The sequence below is a fragment of the Cellulomonas sp. KU4C genome (assembly GCF_056868065.1).
Map to the genome: position 1 here is coordinate 2,371,745 of NZ_CP200322.1, position 22,554 is coordinate 2,394,298.

General features: G+C 74.1%; 15 protein-coding genes and 5 pseudogenes. 11 read left to right on the forward strand and 9 right to left on the reverse strand.

The window, feature by feature from the left end; all coding sequences use genetic code 11:
- Window positions 1-209: 209 nt before the first annotated feature.
- From AC1VL8_RS11315 to AC1VL8_RS11325, 3 genes and pseudogenes are all read left to right on the forward strand, one after another.
- Complete coding sequence (locus tag AC1VL8_RS11315; RefSeq protein ID WP_483075236.1) at window positions 210-2,255, forward strand: glucose PTS transporter subunit IIA; 2,046 nt, start codon at window positions 210-212, stop codon at window positions 2,253-2,255.
- 175 nt (window positions 2,256-2,430) lie between these two features.
- Window positions 2,431-2,793, forward strand: a pseudogene (locus AC1VL8_RS11320) (CAT RNA binding domain-containing protein); the annotation flags it as partial.
- A 259-nt stretch (window positions 2,794-3,052) separates the two neighbouring features.
- The gene (locus tag AC1VL8_RS11325; RefSeq protein ID WP_483075237.1) at window positions 3,053-3,256 is read left to right on the forward strand and encodes a PRD domain-containing protein; all 204 of its coding nucleotides are present in this window, start codon (window positions 3,053-3,055) and stop codon (window positions 3,254-3,256) included.
- Between the two features lie 18 nt (window positions 3,257-3,274).
- On the opposite strand, the gene AC1VL8_RS11330 is transcribed toward AC1VL8_RS11325, so the two are convergent.
- The 4 genes and pseudogenes from AC1VL8_RS11330 to AC1VL8_RS11345 all read right to left on the reverse strand — a co-directional run.
- On the reverse strand, window positions 3,275-4,177 hold the full coding sequence (locus tag AC1VL8_RS11330; protein ID WP_483076237.1) for a metal ABC transporter permease: 903 nt from the start codon (window positions 4,175-4,177) through the stop codon (window positions 3,275-3,277).
- A 23-nt stretch (window positions 4,178-4,200) separates the two neighbouring features.
- Window positions 4,201-5,004 (reverse strand): metal ABC transporter ATP-binding protein, encoded by an 804-nt coding sequence (locus AC1VL8_RS11335; RefSeq protein WP_483076238.1) that lies wholly within the window; start codon window positions 5,002-5,004, stop codon window positions 4,201-4,203.
- Window positions 5,001-5,711, reverse strand: a complete 711-nt coding sequence (locus AC1VL8_RS11340; protein WP_483075238.1) for a metal ABC transporter substrate-binding protein — start codon at window positions 5,709-5,711, stop codon at window positions 5,001-5,003. The genes AC1VL8_RS11335 and AC1VL8_RS11340 overlap by 4 nt, the downstream gene beginning before the upstream one ends.
- A gap of 70 nt (window positions 5,712-5,781) precedes the next feature.
- A pseudogene (locus tag AC1VL8_RS11345) lies at window positions 5,782-5,979 on the reverse strand (zinc ABC transporter substrate-binding protein); the annotation flags it as partial.
- A 124-nt stretch (window positions 5,980-6,103) separates the two neighbouring features.
- On the opposite strand from AC1VL8_RS11345, the gene AC1VL8_RS11350 reads away from it, so the two are divergent.
- Both AC1VL8_RS11350 and AC1VL8_RS11355 read left to right on the forward strand, forming a co-directional pair.
- Window positions 6,104-7,489 carry a glycine--tRNA ligase gene (locus tag AC1VL8_RS11350; protein ID WP_389227200.1) on the forward strand — a complete coding sequence of 462 codons (1,386 nt, stop codon included), beginning with the start codon at window positions 6,104-6,106 and terminating at the stop codon, window positions 7,487-7,489.
- Window positions 7,490-7,575: 86 nt separating this feature from the next.
- Window positions 7,576-8,649 (forward strand): YibE/F family protein, encoded by a 1,074-nt coding sequence (locus AC1VL8_RS11355; protein ID WP_483075239.1) that lies wholly within the window; start codon window positions 7,576-7,578, stop codon window positions 8,647-8,649.
- A gap of 372 nt (window positions 8,650-9,021) precedes the next feature.
- Here AC1VL8_RS11355 and AC1VL8_RS11360 read toward each other — a convergent pair.
- Window positions 9,022-10,247 (reverse strand): annotated as a pseudogene (locus tag AC1VL8_RS11360) (YibE/F family protein).
- Window positions 10,248-10,333: 86 nt separating this feature from the next.
- Here AC1VL8_RS11360 and dusB point away from each other — a divergent pair.
- Window positions 10,334-11,516 (forward strand): annotated as a pseudogene (gene dusB, locus AC1VL8_RS11365) (tRNA dihydrouridine synthase DusB).
- 85 nt (window positions 11,517-11,601) lie between these two features.
- On the opposite strand, the gene AC1VL8_RS11370 reads toward dusB, so the two are convergent.
- Window positions 11,602-13,347, reverse strand: a complete 1,746-nt coding sequence (locus tag AC1VL8_RS11370; protein WP_483075240.1) for a glycoside hydrolase family 13 protein — start codon at window positions 13,345-13,347, stop codon at window positions 11,602-11,604.
- Window positions 13,344-14,372 (reverse strand): LacI family DNA-binding transcriptional regulator, encoded by a 1,029-nt coding sequence (locus AC1VL8_RS11375; RefSeq protein ID WP_483075241.1) that lies wholly within the window; start codon window positions 14,370-14,372, stop codon window positions 13,344-13,346. The genes AC1VL8_RS11370 and AC1VL8_RS11375 overlap by 4 nt, the downstream gene beginning before the upstream one ends.
- Window positions 14,373-14,586: 214 nt before the next feature.
- On the opposite strand from AC1VL8_RS11375, the gene AC1VL8_RS11380 reads away from it, so the two are divergent.
- The 4 genes and pseudogenes from AC1VL8_RS11380 to AC1VL8_RS11395 all read left to right on the forward strand — a co-directional run bounded on the left by AC1VL8_RS11380 (window position 14,587) and on the right by AC1VL8_RS11395 (window position 20,448).
- The gene (locus tag AC1VL8_RS11380) at window positions 14,587-15,819 is read left to right on the forward strand and encodes a sugar ABC transporter substrate-binding protein (protein ID WP_483075242.1); all 1,233 of its coding nucleotides are present in this window, start codon (window positions 14,587-14,589) and stop codon (window positions 15,817-15,819) included.
- A 197-nt stretch (window positions 15,820-16,016) separates the two neighbouring features.
- Window positions 16,017-17,643: pseudogene (locus AC1VL8_RS11385) on the forward strand (ABC transporter permease subunit).
- Window positions 17,644-17,729: 86 nt separating this feature from the next.
- A complete protein-coding gene (locus AC1VL8_RS11390; protein WP_483076239.1) occupies window positions 17,730-18,578 on the forward strand; it encodes a sugar ABC transporter permease in 849 nt (282 codons plus the stop codon).
- A gap of 1 nt (window position 18,579) precedes the next feature.
- Complete coding sequence (locus AC1VL8_RS11395) at window positions 18,580-20,448, forward strand: glycoside hydrolase family 13 protein (RefSeq protein ID WP_483075243.1); 1,869 nt, start codon at window positions 18,580-18,582, stop codon at window positions 20,446-20,448.
- A gap of 49 nt (window positions 20,449-20,497) precedes the next feature.
- On the opposite strand, the gene AC1VL8_RS11400 is transcribed toward AC1VL8_RS11395, so the two are convergent.
- Together AC1VL8_RS11400 and AC1VL8_RS11405 are read right to left on the reverse strand one after the other, a co-directional pair.
- On the reverse strand, window positions 20,498-20,893 hold the full coding sequence (locus AC1VL8_RS11400) for a type II toxin-antitoxin system VapC family toxin (RefSeq protein ID WP_483075244.1): 396 nt from the start codon (window positions 20,891-20,893) through the stop codon (window positions 20,498-20,500).
- Window positions 20,890-21,138: a FitA-like ribbon-helix-helix domain-containing protein gene (locus AC1VL8_RS11405; protein ID WP_389227230.1), complete on the reverse strand. Its 249-nt coding sequence runs from the start codon at window positions 21,136-21,138 to the stop codon at window positions 20,890-20,892. Before AC1VL8_RS11405 ends, AC1VL8_RS11400 begins: the two co-directional genes overlap by 4 nt.
- A 106-nt stretch (window positions 21,139-21,244) precedes the next feature.
- Between AC1VL8_RS11405 and AC1VL8_RS11410 the strand changes: the two genes are divergently transcribed.
- Complete coding sequence (locus AC1VL8_RS11410) at window positions 21,245-22,465, forward strand: deoxyguanosinetriphosphate triphosphohydrolase (protein ID WP_483075245.1); 1,221 nt, start codon at window positions 21,245-21,247, stop codon at window positions 22,463-22,465.
- Window positions 22,466-22,554 lie beyond the last annotated feature (89 nt).

Here is a 22,554-nt window from a genome sequence, read left to right on the forward strand (position 1 = left end):
ACCCGTAGGACGACGGTCACGATCGCGGGCGCGGGACCTAGATCCCGGTCGGGCGCGCGGCGGGGTGCTAGGTTCTCCCACGAACTCGAGTTGTTCACCAGGGTTGTTACCCGCCGTCGTCGCGGGGCAAGACCTGAGCCGCAGTGATGCGACTCGGGTCTTTTTTTGTGCCCGGACGCCGACGGACCGTTGCCTACGAGGGAGTACCGATGACGTCCGCGACGACGCGCGACAGGGCCCAGGAGATCATCACGGCGGTCGGCGGACCGTCCAACGTCCTGAGCCTCACCCACTGCGCCACCCGCCTGCGCTTCGAGCTGCGCGACGCCTCGGTCGTCGACCAGCGGGCCGTGGAGGGCATCCCCGGCGTGATGGGCGCGGTGCCCCAGTCCGGTGACCGCTACCAGGTCGTGATCGGCGGCGCCGTGCAGTCGGTGTACACGCAGATCATGCACCTGCCGGAGATGGCCGGGGTCGGCGCGAGCCGCACGTCCGACGCCGACGTGAAGGCGGCCGCGCGCGCCAAGGGCCGCGGCCGGGTCGCGTGGCTGGACTCGGTGTTCGAGTACCTGTCGGACTCGTTCCGCCCGCTGCTCGGCGTGCTGCTCGGCGCGTCCCTGATCATCGCGTTCGCCGCCGTGCTCGACGCGCTCGGGGTCGTCGACTTCCGGGCCGCGGACAAGCCGGCGACCTGGGTGTTCGTGGACGCGATGTGGCGGGCGGTGTTCTACTTCCTGCCGATCATGGTCGCGTACAACGCGGCGAAGAAGCTGCAGGTCGACCCGTGGCTGGGCGCGACCGTGATGGCCGCCGTGATGACGCCCGACTTCCTCAGCCTGACGTCGGCGGCCTCGACCGTGTGCACGACGAACGCGACGCTCGGCACGACCGCCTGCGTCGCCGACGTGTTCGGCCTGCCGATGCAGCTCAACGACTACGGCGGCCAGGTGTTCGTGCCGCTGATCATGGTCGCGGTGCTCGCGCCGCTGTACCGCGGGCTCAAGCGGGTGTTCCCGGAGAACATCCAGATGGTGTTCGTGCCGGCGCTGTCGATGGTCGTCATGATCCCGGTGACGGCGTTCCTCCTCGGCCCGCTCGGCATCTGGCTCGGCACCGGCCTGGGCGACGGCCTCGCCTGGCTGAACGGGAACGCGCCGATCGTGTTCGCGATCGTCATCCCGCTGATCTACCCGTTCCTGGTGCCGCTCGGCCTGCACTGGCCGCTGAACGCGCTGATGCTCGTCAACCTCAACACCCTCGGGTACGACTTCATCCAGGGCCCGATGGGCGCGTGGAACTTCGCGTGCTTCGGCGCCACCGCGGGCGTCCTGGTGCTGGCGGTCCGGGACAAGGACACCCAGATGCGGCAGACCGCGACGGGCGCCCTCGCCGCGGGCCTGCTCGGCGGCATCTCGGAGCCGTCGCTGTACGGCATCCACCTGCGGTTCAAGCGGATCTACCCGCGCATGCTCGTCGGCTGCCTCGTGGGCGGGCTCATCATCGGGCTGCTCGGCGGCGTCGACACGCAGGCGTTCGCGTTCACGTCGCTGCTGACGATCCCGGTGTTCGACCCGATCCCGGTGTACGTGGTCGCGGTGGTCGCGGCGTTCGTGGTGTCGATGGTCCTCGTGATCGTGTCCGACTACCGCACGCCGGAGCAGCGCGCCGAGGCGCGGGCCGCCCGCGAGCAGGCCGAGGCCGACCTGGCGCTCGAGGCGTCCGCCGTCCCGTCCGGGGCTGCGCCGTCCGGTGCCGCGCCGTCCGGCGCCGCGGTCTCGGCTCCCGCGCAGGACGCCGGGCCGACGTCCGTCGTCGTGGCCCCGGTCGCCGGCCGGGTCGTCCCGCTGGCCGAGGTCGCCGACCCGGTGTTCTCGTCGCTGGCCCTCGGTGACGGCGTCGGCGTGGTCCCGTCCGCGGGCGAGGTCGTGGCCCCGGTAGCGGGGAAGCTCGTCACCGTGGCGGACACGGGGCACGCGTTCGGCCTCCGGACCGCCGACGGCGTCGAGGTGCTGGTGCACGTGGGCATCGACACGGTCCGGATGGCGGGTGCGGGCTTCGCGGTCGCGGTCACGAAGGGCCAGCACGTCGCCGCGGGCGACCCGCTCGCCACCGTCGACCTCGACGCGGTGCGCGCGGCCGGCTTCGACACGACGACCGTGGTCACCGTCCTGAACTCCCGGACGCTCACGGCGGTCACGCCCCGCGCGGCGGGTACCGTCGTGCCGGGCGACGCCGTCATCGACGTCGAGCCCTGACCGTCGCGGCGCGGCTGCCGGCGGACGACGCGGCGTCGCGGGCCCTGCGGGGCGCCGCGCGGCACGTCGTCCGCCCGGCGGCACCCGCCCGGGCCTGAGGAGGAGGGACTCCGTGGACGTCCTGCGCGTGTTCAACAACAACCTGGTCCTCGCGCGCGACGAGTCGGGCGTCGAGGTGATCCTCACGGGCCGCGGGCTCGGGTTCCAGGCGAAGCCGGGCGACCTCGTCGTGCGCGAGCGGATCGTGCGCGTGTTCCGGGCCGAGGACGGCCGGGACCCGGACCACCTGGCGGGCCTGCTCGCCGGGATCCCCCCGGAGCACGTGCAGCTCGTCGTCGACGCGCTCGCCGAGATCGGCCTCGACCGGGTCGCGGCGAAGCCGGCGCTGGTGGTCGCGATGGCCGACCACGTCGGGAGCGCCCTGGCGCGCGCCGCCGACGGCCAGGTGGTCGTGTACCCGCTGCTCGGCGAGGTGACGAACCTCTACCCCGAGGAGTACGCGCAGGCGACGGCGCTGCTCGACGCGGTGAACGCCCGCGTCCCGGTGCCGCTGCCCCGCGAGGAGGCCGTGGCGCTCGCGCTGCACCTCGTGAACGCCGGCTTCGCGACCGGCGACCTGTCCGCGAGCTACACGATGACGGGGCTGATCCAGCAGCTGCTCGACGTGGTCGCGGGCGCCCACGGGGTCGTGCTCGAGCCCGGCAGCGTGAGCGTGGGGCGGTTCGTCACGCACCTGCGCTACCTCGTCGTGCGGATCTCGCAGCGGCGGCAAGCTCGACGACCGGCGGCACTCCGAGGTGGGCGAGGCCGTCCGGCGGTCCTACCCGGAGGCGTGGGAGACCGCCGCCCGGCTCGCGCGGCTGGTCGAGCTCCGCCAGCAGGTGACGCTGACGCCCGACGAGGTGTCGTACCTCGCGATGCACGTGGCGCGCATCGTGCAGGACGCGGGGGCGACGGACGAGGACGCGGGCGAGCCCGACCAGGACGCGCCCGCGGGCTGACCCGGGCCCGCGCGGGCGTCAGGCCCCGCGCGCCCCCGCGAGGTCCACGTCGTCCGGCAGCTCCGGGTGCGGGTCGTGCGCGGCGTCCCCGTCGCGCCTGCCGGCGAACAGCGGCCGGGTCACGGCGACCATCGCGTACAGGGCGATGGCCAGCAGCACGATCGTCGCGCCGGGCGGCACGTCCTCCCAGTAGGTGATCGACAGGCCGACGACGCTCACGCCGACGCCGATCGCGCTGGCGAGCGTCATCGTCCGGGTGAACGACCCGGCGACGAGCTGGGCGACGGCCACGGGCACGATCATCAGCGCGCTGACCAGCAGCAGCCCGACGACGCGCATCGCGACGGTGACGGTCAGCGCCGACATGCACGCCACGATCATGTTGACCGCCGTCACCGGCAGGCCCGAGCCGCGCGCGAACTCCTCGTCGTGGCTGACCGCGAACAGCACGTGCCGCAGCCCGATGCCGACCGCGAGCACCGCGACCGCCAGGCCTGCGGTCCACCACAGGTCGCCCGTCGAGACGGTCGAGATCGACCCGAACAGGTACGACACGAGGTTGGCGTTGGTGCCGCCGGCGAGCTTGATGAGCAGCACGCCGCCGGCGATGCCGCCGTAGAACATCAGCGCCAGCGCGAGGTCGCCGGACGTCCGGCCCCGGGCGCGCACCCACTCGATCGCGACCGAGCCGATGATCGCGGCGACCACGGCGCCGGGCACCGCGAGGGTGTCGGCGGGCGCGAGGCCCGCCCAGGTGCCGACCAGCCAGCCGAGCGCGACGCCGGTCAGCGCCACGTGGCCGATGCCGTCCCCCATCAGGGCGAGCCGGCGCTGCACGAGGAACGTGCCGACGACCGGCGCGGCGGCGCCCACCAGGACGGCCGCGATCAGCGCGCGCTGCATCAGGGGCGACGACAGCATCGCGCCGAGGGTCTCGAACCAGCTCACGGGAGGACCTCCATCGACAGTCCGGTGGAGCCCGTCTCGGGCGGCGTCGGGTCGGCGTGCGGGTGGGTGTGGTCGTGCTCGTCGTCGGCGTGCTCGCCGCGGGCGGACGGCGGCGGGCCGTCGTAGACCACGCGGCCGTGCCGGAGCGCGACCGCCCGGTCGATCAGGCCGGCGAACGACCCGAGCTCGTGCAGGATCACCAGCACGGTGCCGCCGGCGTCGTGCAGGCGACGCACGGTGTCGACGAACGTCTCCTGGGTGGGCAGGTCGATGCCGGAGGTCGGCTCGTCGAGCACCAGCAGGTCGGGCTCGCGGACCAGGGCGCGGGCGATCAGCACCCGCTGCTGCTGGCCGCCGGACATCTGCAGCACGGACCGGCGCGCGTGCGCGGCCATGCCGACCTGCTCCAGCGCGGCGAGCGCGCGTCGGCGCCCGTCGCGCGGCGGGCGCAGGGTCCGGCCGTGCACGAGGCCGGAGACGACCACCTCGAGGGCGGTCGCGGGGACGCCACCGCCCGCGGGCAGGCGCTGCGGGACGTAGCCGATCCGGTCCCAGGGCACCCCGTTGCCCAGGCGCCCGCCGAGCAGCGTCACCTCGCCGGCCGTGCGCGGGACGATGCCGAGCAGCGCCCGGACCAGCGTGGACTTGCCGGAGCCGTTCGCGCCGAGCAGCGCGACGACCTCGCCGCGGGCCACCCGCAGGTCGACGCCCTGGAGGATCGCGTGCCCGCCGAGGACCACGTCGACGCCGGTGGCCTCGACGGCCGCGTCGGGGGCGACGGCCGCGTCGGGGGTGCTCACGCGCAGCCCAGCGCGGTCCGCAGCGTCGCGAGGTTGTCCTCGGCGACGGACACGTAGTCCTGGCTGTCGTCCGTCAGCCCCTCGAGCGGGTCGAGGACCGCCGTCTCGACGCCGAGCTCGTCGGCGAGGGTCTGCGCGACCTTCGGGCTGGCGAGCGTCTCGAAGAAGATCGTGCTGACCCCCTCGTCGCGGACAAGGTCGCCGACCTCCGCGAGCCGGGCGGGCGAGGGCTCGCCCTCGGGGTCGATCCCGGAGATGCCGACCTGCTCCAGGTCGTACCGCTCGGCGAGGTAGGAGAACGCCTCGTGGGTCGTGACGATCGTGCGGCTGTCGCAGGTGGCCAGGCCCTCGGAGTACCGCGTGTCGAGGTCGGTCATCGCCTGCGTGAACGCGTCGGCGTTGGCGGCGTAGGTGTCGGCGTTGTCGGGGTCGATCTCGCTCAGCTGCGCGGCGACGTCGTCGGCGACCGGGGGCAGCCGGGTCGGGTCGAGCCAGAAGTGCGGGTCGAGGGAGCCGTGCCCGTGGCCGTCGTCCTCGGCGTGCTCCTCGCCGTCCTCGGTGTGCTCCCCGTCCTCGGCGTGCTCCGCGGCGTGCAGCTCGGTGTCCTGCGCGGCGTCGACGACGTGCGCCGGCGGGTTGGCGTCCACGGCGTCGTCGACGGCGGCCTGGAAGTCGGACAGGTACACGACCAGGTCGGCGCGGCCCACCTGGTCGACCTGGGCGGGGGAGAAGCTCGAGGTCGTGCGGCTCGGCCCCGGGCGGGGTGAGGGAGTCGACGTCGACCAGGTCCCCGCCGACCTGCTGCACGACGAACTGCAGCGGGTAGAACGACGCCAGCACCGCGACGCCGTCGCCGTCACCGGAACCGCCCGAGCCGCCGCCGGAGGAGCAGGCGCTCAGCGCGAGGGTGGCGGCGAGGCCCGCGGACACGGCGACGGGCAGGGTGCGGCGACGGGGGGACATGTCCGCCATCATCCGCCTGTTGAGAACGAGTGTCAAAACCTGCCCGCACCAGGGCGCGTGCGGCCCGGTAGCCTGGGGGATCGACCCCTCCCCGCACCACCCAGGCGCGGGAACCCCGGCACCAGGAGCACTCACCGTGGCAGCACCCTCTCGTCTCGACTCCGTCGTCTCCCTCGCCAAGCGGCGCGGGTTCGTCTTCCAGAGCGGCGAGATCTACGGCGGCTCGCGCTCCGCGTGGGACTACGGACCCCTCGGCGTCGAGCTGAAGGAGAACATCAAGAAGCAGTGGTGGCGGACCGTCGTGCAGAGCCGCGACGACGTCGTCGGCCTCGACTCCGCCGTGATCCTGCCGCGCAAGGTGTGGGTCGCCTCCGGCCACGTCGGCGTGTTCACCGACCCGCTCACCGAGTGCCAGTCCTGCCACAAGCGGTTCCGCGAGGACCACCTGCTGGAGGAGTTCGAGGAGAAGAAGGGCCGCGCGCCCGAGAACGGCCTCGCCGACATCGCCTGCCCGAACTGCGGCACCCGCGGCCAGTGGACCGAGCCCCGCGACTTCAACATGATGCTGAAGACGTACCTCGGCCCGGTCGAGGACGAGTCCGGCCTGCACTACCTGCGGCCCGAGACGGCCCAGGGCATCTTCGTGAACTTCGCCAACGTGCTGACCACCAGCCGCAAGAAGCCGCCGTTCGGCATCGGCCAGATCGGCAAGTCGTTCCGCAACGAGATCACGCCCGGCAACTTCATCTTCCGGACCCGCGAGTTCGAGCAGATGGAGATGGAGTTCTTCGTCGAGCCCGGCACGGACGAGACCTGGCACCAGTACTGGATCGACCAGCGCACCGACTGGTACGTCGACCTGGGCATCGCGCGCGAGAACCTGCGGCACTACGAGCACCCCGCCGAGAAGCTCTCGCACTACTCGAAGCGCACCGTCGACATCGAGTACAAGTTCGGGTTCACCGGCTCGGAGTGGGGCGAGCTCGAGGGCATCGCGAACCGCACCGACTTCGACCTCAAGACGCACACCGAGCACTCCGGCCAGGACCTGTCGTACTTCGACCAGGCGAAGGACGAGCGCTGGGTGCCCTACGTCATCGAGCCCGCCGCCGGCCTGACCCGGTCGCTCATGGCGTTCCTCGTCGAGGCGTACCACGAGGACGAGGCGCCGAACGCGAAGGGCGGCGTGGACAAGCGCACGGTCCTGCGCCTCGACCCGCGGCTCGCCCCGGTCAAGGCCGCGGTGCTCCCGCTGTCCCGCAACGAGGCGCTGTCCCCGAAGGCCCGGGACCTCGCCGCGGAGCTCCGCAAGCACTGGAACGTCGACTTCGACGACGCCGGCGCGATCGGCCGCCGCTACCGCCGCCAGGACGAGATCGGCACGCCGTTCTGCATCACGGTCGACTTCGACACCCTCGAGGACGACGCCGTGACGATCCGGCACCGCGACGACATGTCGCAGCAGCGCGTCGCGCTCGACCAGGTCACCGCGTACCTCGCGGCCCGCCTGCTCGGGGCCTGACCCTGACGCACGGCCACACCCACGGCCACCACGCGGGCGACGCCCCCGACCTCGAGGTCGGGCGGCGCGCCCGGGTGGTGGTCGTCGTGCTGCTGGCCGTCGCGCTCGCCGCGACCCTCGCCGGGCTGGCGTGGCTGTGGCCGGGATCGGGGGACCGACCGACCCTCGACACCACCCCCGAGGGCGCGTCCTACGTCGAGCTGACCGTCACCGACGTCGACCTGCTCGCCGACGCCGCGAGCGGCCCCGCCCTGCTGGCCGAGACCGACGGCGGCGACCCGGTCACCGTGCAGGCCGCGCCCGAGTACCTCGACGCCGTCGCGCCCGGCGACCGGATCCGGGTCCTGCACCTGCCGCAGGTCACCGGGGCGTCGCCGTACGTGTTCGTGGACCTGGTGCGCGGGCCGCCGATGGCCCTGCTCACCGCCGTGCTGGTCGTGCTGGTGCTCGCCGTCGCACGGCTGCGCGGGCTCGGGGCGCTGGCCGGGCTGGTCGTCGCGGTCGGCGGGGTGCTGTGGTTCACCGTCCCGGCGCTGCTGGACGGCCGGCCCGCACTGCCCGTCGCGCTGGTCACCGCGTCCGCGCTGATGTTCGCGCTGCTCTACCTCGCGCACGGGATCTCGGTGCGGACGTCCGTGGCGCTGCTCGGGACGCTCGCCGGCCTGCTGGCCACGGGCGCGCTCGCGGCGTGGGCCACCGGCGCCACCCACCTCAACGGCCTCAGCGGGGAGCACGCCCTCGACCTCACCTCGCTCGCGCCGGAGACGAGCCTGCGCGGGGTGCTGCTGTGCGGGATGGTCCTCGCGGGCCTCGGCGTCCTGAACGACGTCACGATCACGCAGGTCTCCGCGGTCTGGGAGCTGCGCGCGCTGTCGCCCGCGGCCACCCGCCGGGACCTGTTCACCGGCGGCATGCGGATCGGCCGGGACCACATCGCGTCCACCGTCTACACCGTGGCGTTCGCGTACCTCGGCGCCGCGCTGCCGCTCGTGCTGCTGGTCGCGATGTCCGACCGCACCCTGCTCGACTCGCTGACCAGCGGCGAGATCGCCGAGGAGGTGGTCCGCACCCTCGTCGGCTCCATCGGCCTGGTCCTCGCGATCCCCCTCACCACCGCCGCCGCAGCCGCCCTGGCCCCACCCCCCGCCCCCACCCCCTGACGCACCCGCGCCCGCCGTCTCCCGCCCCCCGCCCGCCCGCCCCCGCCCCCGCCCCCGCCCGCCCGGACGAGAGGTCACGACACGCTGGCCGACGGCGCACACGACCAGCGTGTCGTGACCTCTCGTCGCCAGGACCGGGCGCGGGATGCCCCGGTGCGCGGGAGTGCAGCCGCGGCGTGGGCGGGGGTGGGGCACGGGCGGGGGTGGGGCTCCCGCCTCGCTCTCGCCTTCGCCCCGCCCATGCCGTCGAGAGGTCACGACACGATGGGTGACGACGGCCTCGGCCAGCGTGTCGTGACCTCTCGACGCCCGGGCAGGGGGTGGAGGTGCGGCAGGCGGGGACGCGGGGGGGGGCAGCGATGCGGTCGCGGGTCAGTGGGCGTGCGCGTGGGTGGGGGTGTCCGTGTGGCGGGGGTGCGTGGTGCCCGCGCGGGTGGCGACGACCGCGGCGATCGCCGTCGTGATCGGGATGGCCAGTACCAGGCCGATCGAGCTGACCATCGTGCGGACGATCTCCTCCGCGAACTCCCCGCTGGTCAGCGTCGGGCCCAGCGGCAGCTGGTAGATCTCGAGCAGCAGCAGCACGGGCAGCGCGGCGCCGGTGTAGGCGAACGCGATCGTGTACACCGTCGACGCGATGTGGTCGCGGCCGATCCGCATGCCGCCGGCGAACAGCTCCGCCGGCCCGCGGTCGGCGACGCCGCGCGCAGCTCCCACACGGCCGACGCCTGGGTGATCGTGACGTCGTTGAGCACGCCGAGGCCCGCGAGCACCAGACCGCAGAGGAACAGCCCCCGCAGCGACGCCGTCCCGGACTCGCCGAGCAGCTGGGACAGCCGGTAGGAGTCCTCGGAGCTCACCCCGGACAGCCGGGCCCAGGAGGACGCGAGCACGCCGAGGCCCGCTGTCACCGCCAGCCCGGCGAGGGTGCCGAGCAGCGCCGTGGACGTCCGCAGCGACAGCCCGTGCGCGAGGTAGAGCACCACCGCCATGATGAGGGTCGACGCGCTCAGCGCCACCACCACGGCGTTCTCGCCGCGCAGCAGCGCCGGCAGCACGTACACGCCGATCACCGCGAACGCGATCACCAGGCCGATCAGCGCGCGCAGCCCACGGGTCCGAGCGACCAGGACGATCGCCAGCGCGAACGCCACCGCGAGCGTGACCAGGGGCAGCGTCCGGTCGTAGTCGTGCCAGGCCCAGACCTCGGGGTCCCCGCCCGACGCCGGGTAGTGCTCGACGAGGATCCGGGTGCCTGCCGGGACGTCGGCGGGGGTGGTGGACGCGGTCGCCCACACGGAGATCTCCCGGCCGCGCTCGTCACCGCTCGTGACGGTCGCCTGCACCCGCAGGCAGTCGACGGTCTCCGGGATCGTGCCGTCGGTGGTGCGGTCCTCGACCGTGCCCGCGCACTCCTCCTGCGAGGTCCCGGTGACGGTGGCGGTGGGGTAGTCGAGCGCGACGGCCTCCACGGTGCGCGCGGTGGTCGCCTCGCCGTGCGGCCAGGTCAGGGCCGCGCCGACGGCGGCGGCGAGCACCAGGGGCAGCAGCAGGGCGGCGATGACGCGGCGCGTCCGGACGGCGGCGGAGGAGGGCACGCAGCGATTCTGCCGGGTCGGCCGCGGACCGGCCGCCCGACCTGCGGATGTGGGGTCCGCCCGGTGTCTGGGGGAGAATCGGGGGCATGACCGCTCCCTCGACCGCCCCGGCCCCCGCCGGGCACGTGCTGCCCCCGCTGCAGATCGGTCCGCTGACGATCGACACCCCGGTGGTGCTCGCCCCGATGGCCGGCGTCACCAACGCCGCGTTCCGGCGGCTGTGCCGGGAGTCCGGTGCCGGGCTGTACGTGGCGGAGATGGTCACCTCCCGCGCCCTGGTGGAGCGGGGCGACGAGTCGATGCGGATCATCGCGCACGCCCCGGACGAGAAGCCCCGGTCCGTGCAGGTGTACGGCGTGGACCCCGCGACGGTCGGCGCCGCGGTGCACCTGATCGCGTCCGAGGACCGCGCCGACCACGTCGACCTCAACTTCGGCTGCCCGGTGCCCAAGGTCACCCGCCGCGGCGGCGGGTCCGCGCTGCCGTGGAAGGGCGGGCTGTTCCGGTCGATCCTGCAGGCTGCGGTCGCGGCGGCGGCGCCGTACGGCGTCCCGGTGACCGTGAAGATGCGCAAGGGCATCGACGAGGACCACCTCACCTACCTCGAGGCGGGCCTGGTCGCGCAGGACCTCGGCGTCGCGGCGGTCGCCCTGCACGCCCGCACCGCCGAGCAGTACTACTCGGGCACCGCGGACTGGGAGGCGATCGCCCGGCTCAAGGAGACGGTGACCGACATCCCGGTGCTCGGCAACGGCGATATCTGGTCCGCCGAGGACGCCGTGCGGATGGTCCGGGAGACGGGCTGCGACGGCGTCGTCGTCGGCCGCGGCTGCCAGGGCCGGCCGTGGCTGTTCGCGGACCTGGCCGCGGCGTTCGCCGGGTCGGACGAGCGGATCACGCCCGGGGCGCGGTACGTCGCGCAGATCATCCGCCGGCACGCGGAAGCTCATGGTCGAGACGTTCGGCGACGAGGGCAAGGCGCTGCGCGAGCTGCGCAAGCACATGGCCTGGTACTGGAAGGGCTACGTCGTCGGCGGCGAGCAGCGCGCGGCGCTCGGCCTGGTGTCGAGCCTCGCGGAGCTGGACGACCGGCTGGCCGCGCTCGACCTCGACCAGCCGTACCCGGGCGAGGCGGCCGAGGGTCAGCGCGGGCGCGCCGGCAGCCCGAAGCGGCCGCACCTCCCGGACGGGTGGCTCGACTCGCGCGAGCTGTCCGAGGACTTCCGCCGCGGGCTGCAGGAGGCCGAGCTCAGCGTCTCGGGCGGCTGACCCGGGGACGCGCGCGGGGCCGGCCGCCGGCACGGGTGTGCGGCGGCCGGCCCGACGGCGGCGGGGTGCGGTGGGGCCTGGCGGGTCAGCGCGCCCGCAGCCACACCGTCGTGTCGCCGGGCAGCTCAGCGCCGACCGGGGCGTCGCCCGGCAGGCCGGAGGCGAGCAGCACCTCGGCGCCCTCGGGCAGCGCGACCGGCGCGGACCCGAGGTTCGCCACGACGAGCACGTCCCGGTTGCGGACCGCGATCACGTCCGCGTGGGCCGCGAACGCGGCGTCCCAGGCGGCGCCGCCGGTGCCGAGCCGCTCGGACCGGCGCAGCCGCAGCGCCGCGCGGTACAGCTCGAGGGTCGAGCCCTCGACGCCGTCCTGCGCGTCCGCCGCGTACGCGGCCCACTCCGCGGGCTGGGGCAGCCAGGTGTCGCCGGTGGGGGAGTAGCCGAACCCGGGGGCCTCGGCGTGCCAGGGCAGCGGGACCCGGCAGCCGTCGCGGCCGCGCTCGGCGCCGTTCGTGCGGAAGAACGCCGGGTCCTGGCGCACCTCGGCGGGCAGCGCGGTGTGCTCGGGCAGGCCGAGCTCCTCGCCCTGGTAGAGGTACGCCGAGCCGGGCAGGCCCAGGAGCAGCAGGGTCGCGGCGCGGGCGCGGCGCAGGCCGAGCTCGGCGTCGGGCTGCTCGTCCTCGGCGGCGATGCCGTTCGGCCGCGACGACGGGTCCGCGAGGCCGAGCCGCGAGGCGTGCCGGACGACGTCGTGGTTCGACAGCACCCAGGTGGTCGGCGCGCCGACGGAGTCGTTCACGGCGTAGGACGCGGCGATGACCGAGCGCAGGGCGGGGGCGTCCCACCCGGTCGCGAGGAACGCGAAGTTGAACGCCTGGTGCATCTCGTCCGGGCGGACGTAGCGGGCGAGGCGGGACAGCGGCTCGACCCACGCCTCGGCGACCAGCATCCGGTCGCCGTCGTACTCGTCGAGCACCGCGCGCCAGGCCCGGTAGATCTCGTGGACGCCGTCCTGGTCGAACATCGGCCCCTGGTTGCCGGAGCCCTGGACGGTGTCGGCGCCGTCGCTGCCGTCGATCATCGCCACGTGGCCGTCCCAGTCGGGCAGCCCCTCGGCCTTGACCATGCCGTGCGCGACGTCGACGCGGAACCCGTCCACGCCCCGGTCGAGCCAGAACCGCAGCACGTCCTCGAACTCGGCCCGCACCTCGGGGTTGGTCCAGTCGAGGTCGGGCTGGCGGGAGTCGAAGAGGTGCAGGTACCACTGGCCGTCGTCGACGCCGTGCCGCTCGGGGGTCAGCCGGGTCCAGGCGTCGCCGCCGAAGATCGACTGCCAGTTGTTCGGCGGCTCGGAGCCGTCGACGCCCTTGCCGTCCCGGAACAGGTAGCGGGCGCGCTCGGGGGAGCCGGGCGGGGTGCGCAGCGCCTCCTGGAACCACACGTGGTCGTCGGACGAGTGGTTGGGGACCAGGTCGACGACCACCTTGAGGCCGAGCCCGTGCGCGCGCTCCAGCAGCGCGTCGAAGTCCGCGAGCGTGCCGAACAGCGGGTCGACGTCGCGGTAGTCGGCGACGTCGTAGCCGGCGTCGGCCTGCGGGGAGCGGTAGAACGGCGACAGCCACACGGCGTCGACGCCGAGCGCCGCGAGGTGGTCCAGCCGGGCGGTGATGCCGGGCAGGTCGCCGATGCCGTCGCCGTCCGCGTCGGCGAAGGAGCGCGGGTAGACCTGGTAGATCACCGCGTCGCGCCACCACGGGCCGTCGGGCGCACCGGGCTCGTGGACCACGCCCGGGGCGGTCACGGCGGCGGTCTGGTCGTCGAGCAGGGTCACGCGGGTCCTCCGGGAGATGCGGGTGCTGAGCTGGTCGATCCGCGCACGATGAGCTCGGGGTGGAACAGCAGCTCGGTGCGGGACGTGGGGGTGCCGTTGATCTCCGCCATGAGCGCGGAGACGGCGGCCTGGCCCATCGCCTGGACGGGCTGGCGCACCGTCGTGAGCGGGGGGTCGGTGAAGCCGATCAGGGGCGAGTCGTCGAAGCCGACGACCGAGAGGTCCTCGGGCACGTGCAGCCCGCGGGACCGGGCGGCGCGGATGGCGCCGAGGGCCATCAGGTCGGAGCCGCAGATGATCGCGGTGTGGCCCGCGTCGATGAGCTCGTGCGCGGCGGTGGCGCCGCCCTCGACGGTGAACAGCGTCGTGTTCACGTGCGGGGCGACGTCCTGGACGCCGAGCTGCAGGCGCAGCTGGTCGGCGAACGCCGCGCGCTTGCGGGCCGCGGGGACGAACCGCTCGGGCCCGATCGCCAGCCCGATGCTGCGGTGGCCGAGGGCGACCAGGTGCCGGACGGCGAGCTCGATGGCCACGGCGTCGTCGGTGGCGATGCTCGGGGCGTCGACGCCGTCCGCCTTGCCGTTGACCAGCACGACCGGCAGCCCGCGGCCGCGCAGCGCGTGGTAGCGCTCGGTGGACGCCTGGGTGTCGGCGTGCAGGCCGGAGACGAACAGGATCCCGGCGACGTCGTGGTCGAGCAGGATCTCGACGTACTGGTCCTCGGTGGTGCCGCCGGGCTGCTGCGCGCAGAGCAGCGGCGTGTAGCCGCGCTGGGTGAGCATCGACTCCATGACCTGGGCCATCGCCGGGAACACCGGGTTGGACAGCTCGGGCACGACGAGGCCGACGAGCCCGGCGGACCGGGTGCGCAGCTTCTCGGGCCGCTCGTAGCCGAGGACGTCGAGGGCGGCGAGCACCGCCTGGCGGGCCTGCGAGGACACGCCGGACTTGCCGTTCAGCACCCGCGAGACGGTCGCGGTGCTGACGCCGGCCTGGTCGGCGAGATCGGTGAGACGAGTGCGCACGGGAGCGAGCGTATTGCTCACGGCTGCCTCCTCGTCGTCGTTGTCCGGGGGCCGTGCGGGGCCGAGCCGTGGCAGCACTGTAACCGAGATCTGAAAGTTGCCGTAACGGCTTGCAAGAGGGTCGTCCGCCCGGCTACGGTCCGGGTCATCGAGCCAGCGCCGGCGGTGCCGTCGGACGCTCGCACCGCCCTCACCACCGCTGGGAGACACCCTGATGCGACGGAGCATCCCCGCCCTCGCCACGACCGCCGTGCTCGCACTGGCGCTCACGGCCTGCTCGAGCTCGGGCTCGGGCGACACCACCTCCGACGAGACCTCCGCCGCCGCCGGCGGCGACGGGGGCTCGCTGACCATCTGGGTCGACGACACCCGGATGGCCCCGGTCCAGGCCGCCGCCGCGGTCTTCGAGGAGGAGACCGGCGCCACGGTCGAGCTCGTCGAGAAGAACTTCGAGGACATCCGCACGGACTTCCTCGCCCAGGTCCCCACCGGCGAGGGCCCCGACATCACCGTCGGCGCGCACGACTGGCTGGGCGAGCTCACCACGAACGGCGTCGTCGCCCCCATCGAGCTCGGCGACCTCACCGACCAGTTCGAGGACGTCTCCATCGAGGCGTTCACGCAGGACGGCCAGGTCTACGGCCTGCCCTACGCGGTCGAGAACATCGCCCTGATCCGCAACACCGCGCTCGCCCCGCAGGCCCCGGCCACGTGGGACGAGGCCGTCGCCGCCGGCCAGGCCGCGGGCGCGCAGTACCCGGTGCTGATCCAGACGACGGAGGAGGGCGACCCCTACACCTTCTACCCGCTGCAGACGTCGTTCGGCTCCACCGTGTTCGCGCAGAACGAGGACGGCTCGTACGCCGCCGACCTCGCGCTGGGCGGTGCGGAGGGCGAGGCGTTCGCGGCGTGGCTGCAGGCGCAGGGCGCGGCCGGCACGCTCGACACCGCGATGACGTACGACATCGCCGTGGACGCGTTCGCGAAGGGCCAGTCGCCGTTCATCATCGGCGGCCCCTGGATGCTGGAGAGCTTCGGCGACCTCGACCTCGCGGTCGACCCGATCCCGAGCGCCGGCGGCCAGCCGGCCCAGCCGTTCGTCGGGGTGTCCGGCTTCTACGTCAGCGCGCAGAGCGACAACGCGCTGCTCGCCAACGACTTCCTGGTGAACTACGTCGCGACCGAGGACGCCCAGCTGGCGCTCTACGAGGCCGGCAACCGGCCGCCGGCCCTGATCTCCGCGGCCGACAGCGCCTCCGCCGACCCGATCACCGCGGGCTTCCGCGAGGTCGCGACCGACGCCCTGCCGATGCCGTCGATCCCCGAGATGGCCTCCGTCTGGGAGTTCTGGGGCGTCACCGAGGCGAGCATCATCAACGGGTCGCAGGACCCGACGGCCGCCTGGCAGAAGATGGTCGCCGACATCGAGGGAGCCCTCGGCTCCTGACGGCGCGTCCCTGACGCGCGGCAGGTGCGCGGGCGGCCCCGACCGGCCGCCCGCGCACCGTCGCCCGCCCGGCCCCGCCTGCCGTCCGGCACTGCCCCGCCGTCCCGCCCTGCCGTCCGGCACTGCCGTCCCGCACTGCCGTCCCACCCCGCCGCGCGACCCGCGGCACCGCCGTCCTGGAGCCCCGGAGGCCCGCGATGTCCACGCCCCCGACCACCCGCGCGGTCGACCCCGCGCCCGTCCCGGCCGGCGACGCCCCGCCGCCGCGCCGCCGCGACAGCTCGCACGCGCGCGACTTCCGGCCCGGCTTCGTCGTGAAGCTCGCGCTCGTCGCGGTCGTCGACGCCCTCGGCGTCCTCGGCGTGCTCGCGGCCTGGGCCCAGGAGTCCTGGGGGATCCTCGCCACGATGGTCGCGCTGCTGGTCGCCGCCAACGTCGTCTACTTCACGCGCCGCGCGCTGCCGATGAAGTACATCCTCCCCGGGCTGGCGTTCCTGCTCGTCTACCAGGTGTTCGTCATCGCCTACACGGGCTATGTCGCCTTCACGAACTACGGCGACGGCCACAACTCCACGAAGCAGCACGCCGTCGAGGCGCTGCTGGTGCAGAACGAGCGCCGCGTCGAGGGCACCGACACCTACCCGCTGACGGTCCTGGAGAACGGCGACGGGCTCGGCTTCGCGGTCGTCCAGCCCGACGGCGACGTCCGGGCCGGCGGCGCCGAGCAGCCGCTCGAGGACGTCGACGCCACGCTCGACGGCGACCGCGTCACGGCCGTCCCCGGGTGGGAGGTCCTGGACCGCGCCGCGGTGCTCGAGCGCCAGGCCGACGTCACCGGCCTGCGCGTCCCGCTGTCGGACGACCCCGAGGACGGCTCGATCCGCACCCAGGACGCCCGCACCGGGTTCGTCGCCGAGTCGACCCTCGAGCACGACGAGGCCGCCGACACGATGACGGACACCACCACCGGCACCGTCTACACCGCCAACGACCGCGGCCAGTTCGAGGCGCCGGACGGCAGCACCCTCGCGGTCGGCTGGCGGGTCGCCGTCGGGTTCGAGAACTTCACCACCGCGTTCGGCGACAGCCGGTACGCGTCGCCGTTCCTGTCGATCCTGCTGTGGACCTTCGCGTTCGCGGTGCTGTCGGTCGGCAGCACGTTCCTGCTGGGGATGCTGCTGGCGATCGTGTTCAACGACACCCGCCTGCGCGGCCGCAAGGTCTACCGGACGCTGCTGATCCTGCCGTACGCGATCCCCGGGTTCCTCGCCGCGCTGCTCTGGTCGGGCCTGCTGAACCGGCGGTTCGGGTTCGTCAACGACGTGCTGCTCGGCGGCGCCGAGATCCCGTGGCTCACCGACCCGTGGCTCGCGAAGCTTGTCCGTCCTCGGCGTGAACCTCTGGCTCGGCTTCCCGTACATGTTCCTGATCTGCGTCGGCGCGCTCCAGTCGCTGCCCGGCGACGTGCTGGAGGCCGCGAAGATCGACGGCGCCGGGCGGTGGCGCACCTGGCGGTCCGTGGTGCTGCCGCTGCTGCTGGTGTCGACCACCCCGCTGCTGATCTCGAGCTTCGCCTTCAACTTCAACAACTTCACGCTGATCTACATGCTCACCGGCGGCGGCCCGCGGTTCGCGGACGCCTCGGTGCCGCTCGGCCACACGGACATCCTCATCTCGATGGTCTACTCCGTGGCCGGCATCGACGGGAACGCCCCGCGCAACTACGGGCTCGCCAGCGCGCTGTCCATCGTCATCTTCGTGATCGTCGGGACCATCTCGGCGCTCGCGTTCCGTCGCACCCGCCGGCACGAGGAGATCGCCTGATGTCCGCCACCTCGCTGGGCGCACCGCCCCGCACCCCCGCCGGCCCGCCCGCCGGTCCCGCGCCCGCCACCGCCGCCCGCACCCGGATGCCGTTCGGCCGCTGGGTCCGCGAGCTCGGCTGGCGGCACCTCGTCGGCGTCATCGGCGTGGTCTACGCCGGGTTCCCGCTGGTCTACGTCATCTCGGCGTCGCTGTCCGACGGCGGCACGCTCACCGGGTCCAACCAGCTGTTCGCCGAGGTGAGCGGCGCGAACTACGCCGCCCTGTCCGACACCCGGTTCTGGACCTGGGCCGGCAACTCGCTGGTCGTCACCGTGGTCACCGCGGTCGGCACCGTGCTCATGGGCGCGTCCGCCGCGTACGCGTTCTCACGGTTCCGGTTCCGGGGGCGCCGCGCCGGGCTGACCGCCCTGCTCATCATCCAGATGTTCCCGCAGATGCTCGCGTTCGTCGCGATCTTCCTGCTGGCGATCAGCCTCGGCGAGGTCGTCCCGTCGCTGGGCCTGAACAGCAAGCTGGCGCTGATCTGCATCTACCTCGGCGGCGCGCTCGGGGTGAACACGTTCCTCATGTACGGGTTCTTCAACACCGTGCCGAAGGAGCTGGACGAGGCGGCGAAGCTCGACGGCGCGACGCACGCGCAGATCTACTGGACGATCATCCTGCGGCTCGTCGCGCCGATCCTCGCGGTGGTCGCGCTGCTGTCGTTCATCGCGACGTTCGGCGAGTTCATCATCGCCCGCGTCATGCTCCAGTCGGAGTCGAACTGGACGCTCGCCGTCGGCCTGTACGGCTGGGTGTCGTCGCAGCTCGACGCCAACTGGGGACTGTTCGCCGCCGGCGCGGTCATCTCCGCGCTGCCGGTGCTCGCGCTGTTCCTGTTCCTGCAGAAGTACATCGTCGGCGGGCTGACCGCCGGTTCCGTGAAGGGCTGACATGACGAGGCGGGTCGCGCTCGGGGCGCACCACGACGGGTCCGCGCTGCACGTCCCCGCGGGGACGCCGGCGCTCGGCGACGTGGTGCCCGTCCGGGTGCGGGTCCCCGGTGACGGCCCGGCGCCGCAGGTGCTGGTCCGGGTGGTCGAGGACGGCGAGCCGCGGGTGTACCCGGCGGTCGCGGACGGCGAGCACGCGGGCGAGCGCTGGTTCACCGCGGACGTCCCGGTGACCAACCCCGTCACGTCCTACCGGTTCCTGCTGCACGGCCCCGGCGTCCCGGACGGGCAGGTGTGGCTGAACGGCGAGGGCACGGTGCCCCGCGACGTGCCCGACGCGTCGGACTTCCGGCTCAGCGTGCACCCCCCGGGCCCGGACTGGGCGCGCGACGCCGTCGTGTACCAGGTGTTCCCGGACCGGTTCGCCCGGTCCGGGAGCCACGACGGCCCGCCCGCCGGACCGCTGCCGGACTGGGCGCTGCCCGCGTCGTGGTCCGACGAGCCCATCGGCGGCGGGCCCGGCACCGGGACCCAGCTGTTCGGCGGCGACCTCGCGGGCATCGAGGGGCGCCTGGACCACCTGGCCCGGCTCGGCGTCGACACGCTCTACCTGACGCCGGTGTTCCCGGGCCGGTCCAACCACCGGTACGACGCGCGGACCTTCGACCACGTCGACCCGCTGCTCGGCGGCGACGCGGCGTTCGCGTCGCTGGCCCGCGCGCTGCACCGCCGCGGGATGCGCCTGGTCGGGGACCTCACGACCAACCACACCGGCGACGCCCACGACTGGTTCCGCCGCGCGGTCGCGGACCCGGACGCGCCCGAGCGGGCGTTCTACCACTGGCGCGACGAGCACCCCGGCTACGTCGGCTGGCTCGGGCACGCCTCCCTGCCCAAGCTCGACCACCACGCCCCGGGCCTCGCGGAGCGGCTGCTCACCGGGCCGGGCTCGGTGGTCGGGCGCTACCTGCACGAGCCGTTCGCGATGGACGGCTGGCGGATCGACGTGGCGAACATGACCGGGCGGCTCGGCGCGGACGACCTCACGCACGACGTGTCCCGGCGGCTGCGCGCGTCGATGGCCGCGATGGCCCCCGACGCGGTGCTGATCGCGGAGCACTTCCACGACGCGGGGGAGGACCTGCGCGCCGGCGGCTGGCACGGGACGATGAACTACGCGGCGTTCACTCGGCCGGTGTGGACCTGGCTCGTCGACGAGGAGTCCGCCGCGGGCGTCCGGTACGTCGAGCTGCCGACCGGTGTGCCGCGACGGCCCGGCGGCACCGCGGTCGCGGCGATGCGGGAGTTCGGCGCCGCCGTCCCGTGGTCGGTGACCACCCACCAGTGGAACCTGCTCGGCTCGCACGACACCGCCCGGTTCCGCACGGTGGTCGGCAGCCGCGAGCGCGTGGAGGTCGGCGCCGGCCTGCTGCTCACGTACCCCGGCACCCCGGTGCTGTTCGCGGGCGACGAGGGCGGCGTCACCGGCCGCAACGGCGAGCACGCCCGGGTGCCGATGCCGTGGTCCGCCGTCGACGCGGGCGGCGGCCCGGGCTGGGACGCCGCGACCTTCGACGTGTACCGGTCGCTGATCGCCCTGCGCCGCTCGTCCCGGGCCCTGCGCGAGGGCGGGTTGCGGTGGGTGCTGGCCGACGACGACGTGATCGCCTACCTCCGGGAGACGTCGGACGAGCGGCTGCTGGTCGTCGCGTCCCGGGCGCCGTGGTCGGGCGCCGTGCTGCCCGGGTCGCTGCTGGCCCCGGGCCAGCGCCCCGCGAACCTCTACGGCGGCGAGGACCTCCCCGTCGACGCCGCGGGCCTGCACCTGCCGGGCGACGGCCCGGGCTTCCAGGTCTGGCGCCTGGTGTAGGCCGGGCACGCCCGAAGCACCCCGCCCGAAGCACCCCGGCCGGCCGGGCTCAGACGATCGTGCGGACCGCGCACCGCGCCACGCCGGCGCGCGCGATCCGCACGTCCGCCGTGACCAGCGTCGCGTCGTGCGCCTCCGCGGCGGCGACGTACGCGGCGTCGTAGGCGGAGAGGTCGTCGCGGAGCTCCCAAATCCGTCCCAGCAGCGGGGCGGTCGACGTCACTGCGACGGTGACCCGGGCGAGGTCGGCGACAGCCGCATCCGCGCGCTCGCGGTCCAGCCTGCCGCCGAGCAGCAGGCCGCGGATCACCGACAGCACCTCCACGTGCCACTGCTGGGGGACGAGCCAGGCGGTGTCGGTCCGCAGCACCCGGTCGGCCTCGTCGGCACGGGGGTCGGCCCCGGTGAACACGAGGGCGAACGCCGACGCGTCCGGGACGATCACCGCGGCTCGACCGAACGCTCGGCGCGGGCGGCGTCCAGCGCGTCGAGCACGTCCTGACCCGTCGTCGACGAGCCGGACCGCCAGGTCGCGATGCTGTCCAGCACGGCCAGGTTGTGGTCGAACGACGCCTCGCGGACGACGACGTCCCGCAGGTAGGCCTGGAGGCTCTGACCCTTCGAGCGGGCGCGCCGCGCGAGGGCGTCCCGGACGTCGTCGGGGATGTCGCGGATCTGGATCGCCACCATGCCGCCATTATGCATGCAGAACGCTTGAGCACCCCGCCCGATAACCTGGTGCCCGTGACCACCGAGCTTCCCCGACGGGTACGTCGACGCCGACCGGGAGCGCTGGGTGACCGAGGCGCCGAAGTCCCGCGCCCGCACCCCGTTCGAGCGGGACCGCGCGCGCCTCGTGCACTCCTCGGCGCTGCGCCGCCTCGGCGCGAAGACGCAGGTGCTCGGCCCGTCCACCGACGACTTCGTGCGGACCCGCCTGACGCACACGCTCGAGGTCGCGCAGGTCGGCCGTGAGATCGGCAAGACCCTCGGCTGCGACCCGGACGTCGTCGACACCGCGTGCCTCGCGCACGACCTCGGGCACCCGCCGTTCGGCCACAACGGCGAGCGCGCGCTCGCGCACCTGTCCCGCGACATCGGCGGCTTCGAGGGCAACGCGCAGACGCTGCGGCTGCTCACCCGCCTCGAGCCGAAGGTCGTCGGCCCGGACGGCGTCGCCGTCGGCCTCAACCTGACCCGCGCCAGCCTCGACGCGTCGGTGAAGTACCCGTGGGGCGTCGGCGAGGGCCCGCTGTCCGCGACCGGTCGGCCGACGCACAAGTTCGGCGTCTACGCCGACGACCTGCCGGTGTTCACCTGGCTGCGCGACGGCGCCCCGCGCGGGCGCAAGTGCCTGGAGGCGCAGGTCATGGACCTCGCCGACGACATCTCCTACTCGGTGCACGACGTCGAGGACGCGGTGGTCGGCGGCCGGTTCGACCTGTCGGTGCTGACCGTCCCCGAGGAGCGCGCCCGCGTCGTCGAGGCGATCCACACCTGGTACGGGGACGCGATCGACGCCGCCGGGCTCGAGGCCGCGATCGACCGGCTGGTCGCCGCCGAGCTGTGGGCCCCGTCGTTCGACGGCTCCCGCGGCGCGCTCGCCACGCTGAAGGACACCACCAGCCAGCTGATCGGCCGGTTCGCCCGCGCCGCCCAGGTCGCCACCCGCGAGCGCTACGGCCCCGGCCCGCTGACCCGGTACGCCGCCGACCTGATCGTCCCGGACGCCACGACCGCGGAGATCCTGGTGCTCAAGGGCCTGGCCGTCACGTACGTCATGGCGCCCCGGGAGCTCGAGCCGCTGTACCAGCGCCAGCGCGAGATCCTGGCCGACCTGGTGCGGGTGCTGTCCGACCGCGCGCCGATCGCGCTGGAGCCCCCGTTCGCCGCCGACTGGCGCGCCGCCGCCGACGACGCGGAGCGCCTGCGCGTGGTCGTCGACCAGGTCGCGAGCCTCACGGACGTGTCCGCCGCCGCCTGGCACGCCCGCCTGGCCCCACCGCCCCGCTACTGACCCCCTCCCGCGGCCGCGGCCGCGGCAGCGGCAGCCGAGGTCGAGGGTTTCGCGCGCCGGGCCCCGCTGGAACCCTCGACCTCGCGCGA